This window comes from Pseudoxanthobacter sp. (genome assembly GCF_036822375.1).
Taxonomy (GTDB): Bacteria; Pseudomonadota; Alphaproteobacteria; order Rhizobiales; family Segnochrobactraceae; genus Pseudoxanthobacter.
Genome location: NZ_DAISHT010000112.1, coordinates 1 through 11,297, shown reverse-complemented (window position 1 = coordinate 11,297; position 11,297 = coordinate 1). Strand labels below are relative to the sequence as shown.

At 69.1% G+C, this 11,297-nt stretch carries 8 protein-coding genes; 3 read left to right on the top strand and 5 right to left on the bottom strand.

The features are described from left to right. On the bottom strand, window positions 1–102 hold a 102-nt coding region (locus tag V7067_RS11340), incomplete at its 3' end, for an NADH dehydrogenase ubiquinone Fe-S protein 4 (RefSeq protein WP_334176015.1). 1,406 nt (window positions 103–1,508) lie between these two features. On the opposite strand from V7067_RS11340, the gene V7067_RS11335 reads away from it, so the two are divergent. Next, window positions 1,509–2,549: a hypothetical protein gene (locus tag V7067_RS11335; protein WP_334176014.1), complete on the top strand. Its 1,041-nt coding sequence runs from the start codon at window positions 1,509–1,511 to the stop codon at window positions 2,547–2,549. A 527-nt stretch (window positions 2,550–3,076) separates the two neighbouring features. On the opposite strand, the gene V7067_RS11330 is transcribed toward V7067_RS11335, so the two are convergent. Next, window positions 3,077–3,430 (bottom strand): RidA family protein, encoded by a 354-nt coding sequence (locus V7067_RS11330; RefSeq protein ID WP_334176013.1) that lies wholly within the window; start codon window positions 3,428–3,430, stop codon window positions 3,077–3,079. A 98-nt stretch (window positions 3,431–3,528) separates the two neighbouring features. Further along, complete coding sequence (locus tag V7067_RS11325) at window positions 3,529–4,461, bottom strand: LysR substrate-binding domain-containing protein (protein ID WP_334176012.1); 933 nt, start codon at window positions 4,459–4,461, stop codon at window positions 3,529–3,531. A gap of 322 nt (window positions 4,462–4,783) precedes the next feature. Between V7067_RS11325 and V7067_RS11320 the strand changes: the two genes are divergently transcribed. Next, the gene (locus tag V7067_RS11320) at window positions 4,784–6,067 is read left to right on the top strand and encodes a dicarboxylate/amino acid:cation symporter (RefSeq protein ID WP_334176011.1); all 1,284 of its coding nucleotides are present in this window, start codon (window positions 4,784–4,786) and stop codon (window positions 6,065–6,067) included. A 187-nt stretch (window positions 6,068–6,254) separates the two neighbouring features. Here the strand turns inward: V7067_RS11320 and V7067_RS11315 are convergent, their stop codons facing one another. Then, window positions 6,255–7,124 (bottom strand): universal stress protein, encoded by an 870-nt coding sequence (locus V7067_RS11315; protein WP_334176010.1) that lies wholly within the window; start codon window positions 7,122–7,124, stop codon window positions 6,255–6,257. A gap of 286 nt (window positions 7,125–7,410) precedes the next feature. After that, window positions 7,411–8,559 (bottom strand): succinylglutamate desuccinylase/aspartoacylase family protein, encoded by a 1,149-nt coding sequence (locus tag V7067_RS11310; protein WP_334176009.1) that lies wholly within the window; start codon window positions 8,557–8,559, stop codon window positions 7,411–7,413. A gap of 481 nt (window positions 8,560–9,040) precedes the next feature. Between V7067_RS11310 and cphA the strand changes: the two genes are divergently transcribed. Continuing rightward, window positions 9,041–11,297, top strand: a 2,257-nt coding sequence (gene cphA / locus V7067_RS11305) for a cyanophycin synthetase (RefSeq protein ID WP_334176008.1), incomplete at its 3' end; no start/stop codon positions are given.

Sequence of the window (11,297 nt, the reverse complement as noted above, 5' to 3'; positions counted from 1 at the left end):
GGTCCGCGGCTCGGACGGCTCGAAATCCAGCACCCAGCGATGCGTGCGGGCGCGGCCCGATTGCATGGCGGTGCGCGTCGGCTTGTAGATGCGGGCGACCATGCCGCGATCCTCCGGTCTCCAGAGAGAGGCGCCTCGTCACGCCTCTCGACTCACCTAAAACCTAGCCGAACCCGGCAGTCCGTAAAACGCGACCAACCATCGCGCAAACGCTGCCATTCCGCTGCGGCCCTGCCAGCCATCCGTTGCCGGTGCGGGCATCCGGTTGCCGCGCGCGGCGGCCGGTCTGCCGGTTCCCGAAACAGGCAGCACCGGTTCTTTCCGCCGCGCGACAGTGGGGCCACTGCCGCGCCGGCCGGGCAAAAACCGCGTGCCGGGCTGGCTCGCCCCTCCCATCCGTTTGACCACGATCAAATAGGAGGGCCGCGATGCAAGAGATAGTGAAGGCGCATTGCGGCGCAAGAGGGGACGAGGCCGCATGGCTGCCGCGCGTAACATCGCCGCAGGCATATACGCCTTTTGGCTGAGATCGGGGGACGGTGCGGGCCGAACCCATCCATCTGGACGTGTGCTGCCCGGCCTGCGGGGTCGCTGTCGGCGCAGAAGTCTGCGGCGTGGCGCGCCGCTGCCGCCGCAGGAGATTCGGTTCCGGTGTGGCAGCGACGGTGCCTTGCCGGCCGTCAGGCGGGCAGGGGCGCACGGTCTGCGGGGCCGGCAGCGGGGCCGGGCAGCCGGGATCGGTGCGGGCAAAAAAAAGACCGCAGCGAACGAGCGCGCGGTCTGAAGTCTGGGAGGAAACGCCCAAAAGAGGGCGAGACCTTTGTACCGCGCCGCAGCATGAAAAACGCGCGCTGATTACGGCCATCTGCTATGCACATTGTGCAACGCAACATTGGCAGGCGCCAGCGGTGGCGCCGCGCGGCCGTTGAAAGTGCGCTGGCGGGGTGGGTGTCTTTTGAGAGTAAAGGTCGCCCGCCCCGGAATTCGGGCAAAAAAAAGACCGCAGCGAACGAGCGCGCGGTCTGAAGTCTGGGAGGAAACGCCCAAAGAGGGCATATCCTTTGTAGTGCGATGCACCATCCGGAACCAGCGCGAAGCCGGAAGACCAGCCATGTGATTTCGGCGGGGCAGATGATTTCGGGGGGCAAGTGATTTCGGGGGGCAAGTGATTTCGGCGCGCAGGTGGTTTTCGCGGGGCAGGGCGGGCCCGCCCGGCCTGCCGGCGCGCCGTGCGACCGGAACCCAGCGACCGGAACCCAGTGACCGGGACTGTGCGACCGGGAAGCGGATTGACGGTGCGGTTGCCAGCCATTTAGCTCTGAAAGAACAGAAAATAAGTCGCAGAAGCGGCTGTTGTCGCCCGCGACGGGGCCGGCAACAGCCCTTGCGCGCATTGTCTGCGACCTGCCGCCGTGCGGGGGCCGATCTTGCCGCCCGGCACCGCCGTTTCGCAGAGAAACGATGCGGCGGCCTTTTATGCTTCGTGCGTTCCGGGGATGGTCTGCGACATGAACGTTATTTTCCATATCGGCATGGGGAAAACAGGCACCACAAGCCTGCAGGCGGCGCTGCCGGAAAACGAAGACATTCTCGCCGCCCGCGGAATGCACTATCTCGGCCAGTGGATGGAGCGGATCGACCCGCAGTTCGATCAGTTTGCCGGCTTCCAGCGGTTTCTTGCGCTGCCGCGGGGGGAGATGATCTCGGCGGCGCACCGCTTTCTGGACCGGCTGGGCGCGCTGCAGGCGGAGACCGGGGCGGGCACGTTTCTGCTGTCGAACGAGCAATATTATCCGTCCCTGCCGGTGGTTCGCCCGTTCTTCGAGACGGTCTGCGCGCAGACGGAGAGCCGGATCGTCATTTTCGTCCGCGCCCCGGCGCAATGGCTGCCGTCGGCCTATACGCAGTGGGGCCTCGTCCATAAGGCCGATCCCGGCGCGATCCGGCCGTTCGGCGAAATGGCCCGCTCCCTGATGGCGCAATATGCGATCGTGCGCGACTGGCACCGCGCCTTCGGCGCGCGGGTGGAGGTGCACAAGTTCGACCCGCGCGAGGATATCGTGGCGAGCTTTTCCCGCCTGCTCGGCGTGGAGCTGCGCCCGGTCGCGGCCCGCCATCAGGCCCGGCCTTCGGCCGCCGAAACGCTGCTGCGCGCCTTCTACAACAATCGCTGCCCGGATGCCGTGCTGCCGGAGGTCTTCGATGCCGCCGTGACCCGGCACCTGCCGGCCCGCGCGCCGGAAAGCCTGTCGGAAAAGGTGAAGTACATCTTCGACTATTCCGATCTGCCGGACGTGCTGGCGGACTATGAGGCCGTCATCGCCTATATCGAACAGGAATTCGGGATCGACATTCACGACCCCGCCGACAGCCCGCCGCTGCCGGATGCCGCCGCCGTGGCCGATGATGTGACGGGCCGGATGATCGACATCATCGTCGGGCAGGCGGCGCAGATCGAGGCCATGCGCACCGAAATCGCCGAGATCAGAGCCTCGCTCAGCCCCCATCGCCCGTTCTGGACCGCCCTGCGCGACCGCCTCGTGCGGTGAGCCTTCAGCGCGTTTGCCCGACAGGGCTTCCCCGCGCGGGCTTTGCGAGAATGCGGGCTTTGAGAGACCTCTGGTGCGGACGGCGGGGCTCGAACCCGCACTCCCTTTCGGGAAGCAGATTTTCGTACCACTTCGGCTTCCGCCGCCGCCCGGCCGGCCGGGGCCGGGGGCGTTCGTGGTCTGGACTATCCCTTCGCCATGGGCACCCGGCGCGGCTTGCGCGGGGCCGTTAGGCGCCACCCGTCTAGTCTCTACACCTTCCCGGCCGGGGCCGGGCTTGGCTCGGGATTGCCACGCAGCCCTGCGGCGCAGAGGTTTCCCCGAGTTTGAGTGGTTCTGCACCGCGGGTTTCCCCGCGGGCACTCCGGACTTTGTTTCAAAGTCTGCTGCGTCTACCGGTTTCGCCACGTCCGCATTGTGCCGGCGCCTGTCCGGGCGCTGCCGGCGGGAGGCTTTATCGCACGTCCCGCCGGCGCTTGCGAGGGGGCAGGGGCCGGCGCGGGGCCGGTTGTCCCCGCCGGCGGCGCTCAGACCGCGGCCACCACCACGATTTCCACGGTGTAGGCAGGGGCGGCGAGCTTCGCTTCCACGGTGGCGCGGGCCGGGGCATTGCCTTCGGCAACCCAGCCGTCCCACACCGCGTTCATCTCGGCGAAGGTGGCGATGTCGGCCAGATAGATGGTGGCGGCGATGATCTTCGTCTTGTCGGTGCCGGCGGCGGCCAGCAGGGTGTCGATGGCGGCGAGCACCGACTTCGTCTGTTCGGTCACGCTCTTGCCGGCGGCGGCATCGTCGGCCACCTGACCGGCGAGATAGACGGTGTTGTTGTGGATGACGGCCTGGCTCATGCGGCGGCCGGGCTCAAGACGCGTGATCGACATGGAAAACCTGCAAAAAACGGCGGTGGATTAAGGCGGATGTCACGGCGGGCAACGCTGCGCCCGCCGCTGCCGAGGCATAGTGGCTTCGCGGCGCGATGTCACGGCCGCATGTGCAGCACGCCGGCGGGCACGGCGGCCGCGGCCGGTCGGGTGCCGCCGCGGGCGCCTGCGCCGATGTCGCAGAAACGGGCGACCACATCGGCCATCGCGCGGGCCTCCGCGCTGAGGTCGGGTGCGGCGATCAGCGCCAGCACGGCGGGTTCCACCGGCGGCAGGCCGCTTTCCGGGCCGAGGCGGCGATGATCGGCCAGCATCGTGCGTTCGTCGAGCAGGGTGATGCCGAGGCCGCCGGAGAGGGCGGCCTGCAGGCCGATCAGGCTGGGGCTTTCATAGGCGATACGCCAGTCGCGGCCGGCGGCCTCCAGCGCGCGGATCATGCGGTCGCGATAGAGGCAGCCGGGCGGAAAGGCGATGAGCGGCAGCGGCGCGGCGTGCGCCGGTGCGCCGGTTCCGCAACCGTCGTCCTCAGGACCGCCGATCCATGTCAGCACCTCCGGCCACACCGCCAGCGCGGTTCCCTCGTCCGGCCGGCGCTTGACGAGCGCCACGTCGAGTTCGCCGCGCGCCAGCGCGGCCTCCAGCACCACCGAAAGTCCGCAGCGCACCGAAAGGCGGCAGTCGGGCCGCTCGCGGGCGAAGGCGGCGACGGTGCCGGTGAGCGAACGGATGGCGAAATCGTCGGGAATGCCGAGGCGCACCACCGGCGGCGGCGGCGTGCCGGCCAGCGATGCGCGGGCCTCGCCCGCCAGCGCCAGCAGCCGGCGCGCATAGCCCATAAAGCGCTCGCCCTCCGCCGTCAGCGCCACGCCGCGGCCGTCCCGGGTCAGCAGGGTGTGGCCGAGGTCGGCTTCGAGGCGGCGTATCTGCTGGCTCACGGTCGACTGCGTGCGGTTCACCCGCTCGCCCGCGCGGGTGAAGCCGCCGGCATCCACGACCGAAACGAAACTGCGCAGAAGGTCCAGATCGAGCATGGCGGCCCCGGTGGCAAGGCAGTGGAAACAGCACTGATCATAACCCGGCCAGTCGGATTTTCGATAGGGGGCGCCGCCCGGTTTCCCGGCCGGCCGGCGGTGCCGTCCGCCCGGCGGGGTGGCCTGCGTCGTTCTCGGCCTCGACACATTTTTGACACGGTGCCAACCTGCTGCCACGCCCGGTGGCGGGCCTTGCAGGCGTGCCTGCGGGCCGTTGCGGCGGCGGCTTCCCCGGGGGCGACGGAAGCCGGGCGCGGGCCGGCAACGGCCGCGGGCGCCGCGCAGTCAGAAGACCGGCAAAGTCCGGCAACGAGTGGGAACAATGGGCAAGCACCGGCTGACAACCTTCATCGTCATCGGCATGATTCTCGGCATATTGGTGGGGTATGCCAACCACACCCTGTGGCCCGATCCGGAGACCGCGGCGGGCATCGCCGATCACATTTCGCTGATCACGACGATCTTCCTGCGCCTCATCAAGATGATCATCGGCCCGCTGGTGTTCACCACGCTCGTCACCGGCGTGGCGCACATGGGCGACATGAAAACCATCGGCCGCGTCGGCGGCAAGGCGATGCTGTGGTTCATCTCCGCCTCGCTGGTATCGCTGGCGATCGGCATGATCATGGTCAACCTGCTGCAGCCGGGCGCCAATCTGGGCCTGCCGCTGCCGGCGGTGAACGCCGAAAGCGGGGTCAAGACGGCGGCTTTCAACCTCGGCGATTTCATCAACCACATGGTGCCGCAGAGCGCGGTCGGCGCGATGGCGGAGAACGAGATCCTGCAGATCGTGGTGTTCTCGATCTTCTTCGGCCTCGCCGCGGCGCACTGCGGCCCGCGCGCCCGCAAGCTGGTGGAGCTGGTCGAAGAGGCCTCCCACGTGGTGCTCAAGATCACCGGCTATGTGATGGGCCTTGCGCCCATCGCGGTGTTCGCGGCCATGGCCGCCACCATTACCGAGCACGGCCCGGGCATCCTCATCACCTACGGGCGCTATGTGCTGAGCTTCTATTTCAGTCTCGGCATTCTGTGGCTGGTCATGGTGTTCGTCGGCTTCCTGCTGCTGGGCCGCACCATCCGCCGGCTGGTGGCGCTGCTGCGGGCGCCGTTCGTGCTGGCGTTCACCACCGCGTCGTCGGAGGCGGCCTATCCCGTCATGATCCGCCAGATGATGCGCCTGCCGGTGAGCGAGAAGGTGGTCTCGTTCGTGCTGCCGCTCGGCTACTCGTTCAATCTCGACGGCTCGATGATGTATGCCACCTTCGCGACGCTGTTCATCGCGCAGGCCTATGGCATCGACATTCCGATCGGGCAGCAGATCGTCATGCTGCTGGTGCTGATGATCACGTCGAAGGGCATGGCCGGCGTGCCGCGCGCCTCGCTGGTGGTGGTGGCGGCGACGCTGCAGATGTGGGACCTGCCGACCGCCGGCCTGCTGCTGGTGCTGGGCGTCGACCAGTTTCTCGACATGGGCCGTTCGGCCACCAACGTGGTCGGCAACGGCATCGCCACGGCGGTTGTGGCCCGCTGGGAGGGCGAGGATCTGGAGGCGGCGGTGCCGGACGACGTGGTCGACGACGGCGAGGATGTGGTGCTGACCGACTGACGGGCGGAACAGACGGCTGCCCGGCTGTCCGCAAGTCCGGCTGTCCGCAAGTCCGGCTGTCCGCAAGTCCGGCAGCCGGCAAGTCTGGTCTCCGGCAAGCCCTGCTGCCGGCGAGCCCGGCCGTCTGAAACCGGGCCGCCGGGGTGCGGCCCGGCGGCCGGAAGCGGTCCCGGCCGGGCCGGCGGCCCTATGGCGCGACGATGACCGGCACCATGGCGAAGCGCATGATGCGGGTGAAGGCCGAGCCGAACAGCCAGCCCGCCACGCCCCCGGTGCGGCGGGCGCCCACCACGAGCACCTCGTCCGGCTCCCATGGCGTGGCGGTCAGCGCCTTTTTCCAGTCGCTGCCGTCGACGATGACGGCGCTCGCCTTCATGTCGGCCGGCAGGCTGGCAAGGGCGCGGGCCTGCGCCTCCTCCGCCCGCCGGCGCAGGGCATCCGCCATCAGGCCCGGCGCCGGGCTGCCGGCGGGGACGGGATACATCTGCCGGTCGGGCACGGCAAAGGTCACCAGCCGCAGCGGCACCTTGTGCCGGCGGGCCATGTCGGCTGCGGTGGCGAAGCTCGTGTGCCGGCCGCCGGCCTCTGTGAAGGCGCAGGTGACGCGGCCGAGCCGCTCGCCGGCCACGGCGCGGAAGCCGCGCGGCGCCAGCGCCACCGGCCTTCTGGCGCGGGCGACTACGGCGGCGGCGACGGACCCGAACGAACAGCGCAGCACCGGGCCGGAGCGCGCCGAACCCAGCACGACGAGCCCGGCGGCTGTCTCGTCCGCCGCCGCCATCAGCCCCTCCGCGGCCGAGACGGCCGGGCGGGTGGTGTAGGTGGCGGCAACCTCCGGGCCGACGATGCCGGCGGCCCTCGTCAGCGTGTGGCCGGCACGGGTCTGCAGAAAGGTCGTGTAGCCGTCGCGCACCCGCGCGGGGGCGGGAAAGCGCGGCGGCTCGGGCACCACCACGCAGACCGTCAGGTCCACGGCGCTGCCGGTCGTCAGCATCCGCGCCAGCGCAAGGGCGTCGGCACCGCTGCGGTCGCTGGCATAGCCGGCGAGATAGCGCATGAAGCGGGCCTCCCCCCAACGCGCGGACAGCCGGATGGACACCGCCAGCGCGATCCGGCACGGCCGGCGCGACGCAGGCGGGCAACAAGGGCGCAACCGGGCCGGCCACCGGGTGCGCGCGCCTGACATAAACCTGTCATGAAGGCTTTGCGAGCCACCGCCGGCAGAATCATTTGTCGCCGAACGAACGGCCGGGCGCCGAGCGGCGCTTCTCCCCGTCATTGCCCCGCTATCGCCCCTTCCGGCCCTCCGCGGCCGCCTGCGGCGTCTGCGGGGCCGGCGCCTGTCAGTCCGTCAGCAGGCGGCCGCGGCGCTCCGGCAGCGGCACGGCGCCGGCGATCTTGCCGATCACCTTGCCCGGCCAGGCCCACGTCTGGCTGTGGCGGGCGAACAGAATGCCGTCGGTGGTGGCCGCCACGGGTACGCTGTCGCCGAGCGGGTCGATGACATCGGCCACGATCTCGCCCAGATAGACGAATTCGCCGAGGTGGCGGCGGTAGGAGACGACGCCCGCCGAGGTCGCTTTCAGCTGCTGCATGGCATCGAGCGGCGTCGCCTCGCAGCGAAGCCGCGGCAACACGCCGCTGCCGCCGGTGGAAAGCACCCCGCGCCGCTCCAGAAAACGGTAGATGGCGCGGGCATCGTCGTCGGCCAGCCGGTCGTCGACGGCGTCGTTGGAGCGCAGTTCGATGGTGGCGGCCAGGCAGGCCGGCGGCACCACGGCTTCCGGATGGCGCTTCGCCAGCGCCCACCACGGCCCGCTGCAGGCTTCGTCGAACGGATTTCCGCCGGAAATTTCCGCCAGCAGGACCGCGCGGGCATCGAGTTCGCTTGCCAGATCAAGTGCATCCGGCCACAGCGGCGTGCCGGTGTAGACGTGCAGCTCCGCCTCGTTGTCGGCATGCAGATCGAGAACGATGTCGGCGTCGAAGGCGAGCGACACCAGCCGGTGACGCAGCGCGTCCACCTCGGAAAGCGGCTCCGGCCCGGCAAGGGCCTCGGCCATCGCGGCACGGATGGTGGCCACGTTGGCCGCGGCATCGGTGCCGAGCCGGCCGGCGAGGCTGTCGCCGATCAGCGCGGCGAGGTCCGGGTAGTCGCGGTTGTAGTTGCCGGCGGTGGTCTGATCGTAGCGCCCCATCAGGAAGCCGTTGATGCGCTGGTCGAGGCCGATGGGATTGGCCACCGGAACGACGATGATCTCGCCGGCGATCTCGCCGCGGTCCTCCGCCTCGGCAAGGCGCGCGGCGAGATGGCGCAGGGTGAGCATGCCCGGCAGTTCGTCGGCATGCAGGCCCGCCTGCAGATAGGCCTTGGGCCGCGCGCCGGGCGTGCCGAAGCGCAGCACGGTCAGGGCGCGGCGGGTGCCGGGGGCCACCGCCGGCAGCGGCAGTTCGGTGCGGCGGGCGGAAAGAACGGGGGGAGGCGTCATCATGGGCTCATCTGTGGCGGCCCGCGCCGGCCCGGGCGGGCGGATGGAAGCCATATTGCTTGGCCGGTTTGATCCGGTCTAGTCTTGCCGGCAGGGGCGAATGACAGCAGCAGGACGGGCGCGTTGAAGGGCACTGCGGCAACACGGCCCCGGCGACACGGCCCCGGCGACAGGCGGGGCCGGCGGGCGGCGATGCAGCGGATTGCCCGATGCACCGGATTGGCCGATGCAGCGGATTGCCCATGGTGCGGCATTGTGGACCGGCGCGGGGGCGCGCGCGGCTTCTCCCTTGTTCCGCCATGGTTTCGGGCCCGCCGCCTGCGACGTGTTCCGGCTTGCGCACGCGGGTTTTTTCGGCAACCAATCAGGACAGACGGGGCGGCACAGCCCTGAGACGAACAACACCTTCCGCGCTTGAGCCGTCCTTTTGTCGGCACATCGGAAAGCGCCTTGTGCTGCACTTTCCGGTATTGGGGAAAATCGAATGGATATCGTCTCCACCTCCGCCTATGTCGGCCCGAATGTTTATGCCCGGATGCCGCTCATCCGGCTGACCGTCGATCTCCGGCACCGGTCGGGCGCCTCTGTTGCCAGCTACGGCCCGGGGCTCATCGACAGGCTGGTGGCGCTGCTGCCCACGCTGGCCGCCGACAAGCTGGAAGACGGAACGCCGTGGATCGAGCGCGCCGGCCGTGACGCGGATTGCGGCCTTGGCGAGTTGATCGCCCATGTGGCGCTGAACCTGCAGCGCCTTGCCGGCGAGCCGACCGCCTATGCCCGCGCCATTCCGGTGCCCGACAGCGACGATGTCGAGGTGCTCTACGGCTACGAATCCGACGAGATCGGTCTGGAGGCCGGCGATCTCGCCTGCGACATCCTGATCGAGCTGATCGCGCCGCGCGAGGCCGACGACGAGCCTTATGATTTCGATGGCGAAATTGCCCGCTTCGTGCGCTTCGCCCAGCGCCGGTCGCTCGGGCCTTCAGCGCTGGAGCTGGTGCGCGCGGCCGAGGCGCGGGACATTCCGTGGTTCCGCCTCAACGAGGCGAGCCTCATTCAGGTCGGGCAGGGCCGGTACCAGCAGCGCATCGAGGCGGCGCTGACCTCCAAGACCTCGCACATCGCCGTCGAGATCGCCTCCGACAAGAACGTCTGCAACAAGATCCTGCAGGATCTGGGCCTGCCGGTGCCCCAGCAGCGCCTCGTCTACGATGTCGACGAGGCGGTGTCGGCCGCCCGCCGCATCGGCTTTCCGGTGGTGGTCAAGCCGCTCGACGGTAACCATGGCCGCGGCGTGACGGTGAACGTCAATTCCGACGAGGAAGTGGAAGTCGCCTTCGCGGTTGCCGACGAGGAAGGCTCGGCCGTGGTGGTGGAGAGCATGATCTTCGGCGACGACCATCGCCTGCTCGTCATCGACGGCAAGCTGGCGGCCGCGGCCCGGCGCGTTCCCGGCCACGTTGTGGGCGATGGCGAGCACACCGTTTCTGCGCTTGTGGATATTGTCAATCAGGATCCGCGGCGCGGCTCCGGTCACGAAAACGTGCTGACGAAGCTGGAGATCGACGAGCAGGCGCTGCGCCTTCTCGGCGAGAAGGGCTACACGGTGGAGACGGTTCCGCCGGCCGGCGAGGCGGTCTATCTGCGCAAGACCGCCAACATCTCCACCGGCGGCACGGCCATCGACGTGACCGATGTCATCCACCCCGACAACAAGCTGATGGCCGAGCGGGCCATCAAGGCCATCGGCCTCGATCTGGGGGCGGTCGATTTCCTGACCACCGACATCACCCAGAGCTACCGCGAGACCGGCGGCGCCATCTGCGAGATCAACGCCGGTCCCGGCCTGCGCATGCACATTTCGCCTTCCGAGGGCAAGCCGCGCGACGTCGGCGGGGCGGTGATGGAGATGCTGTTCCCGGCCGGCAGCCAGAGCCGCATTCCGATTGCGGCGCTGACCGGCACCAACGGCAAGACCACCTGCGCCCGCATGCTCGCCCACATCCTGAAGATGGCGGGCCATGTCGTCGGCCAGACCTCCACCGACGCCGTCTATATCGACGGCAACGTGACGGTGAAGGGCGACATGACCGGTCCGGTCTCCGCCAAGATGGTGCTGCGCGACCCGACCGTGGATATCGCGGTGCTGGAAACGGCGCGCGGCGGCATCGTGCGCTCCGGTCTCGGCTACATGTACTGCGACGTGGGCGCGGTGCTGAACGTCACCTCCGATCACCTCGGCCTTGGCGGCGTCGACACCCTCGACGATCTGGCCGACGTCAAGCGGGTGGTGGTGGAGGTGGCCCGTGACACCGCCGTGCTCAACGCCGACAACGAATACACCCTGAAGATGGCGGCCTACACGCAGGCCAGGAACATCCTCTACGTCACGCGCAACCCCGAGCACACGCTGGTGCGCGAGCACATCCGCCTCGGCAAGCGCGCCTTCGTGCTGGAGCAGGGCCTCAACGGCGATCAGATCGTCATTTACGACAACGGCACGCAGATCCCGCTGATCTGGACCCACCTCATCCCGGCCACCATCGAGGGCAAGGCGATCCACAACGTGGAGAACGCCATGTTCGCCGCCGCCATGGCCTATGCGCTGGGCAAGACGCTGGACCAGATCCGCAACGGTCTGCGGACGTTCGACAACTCGTTCTTCCAGTCGCCGGGCCGCATGAACGTCTATGACGAGCACGGCTTCCGCGTCATCCTCGACTACGGCCACAACGAGGCCG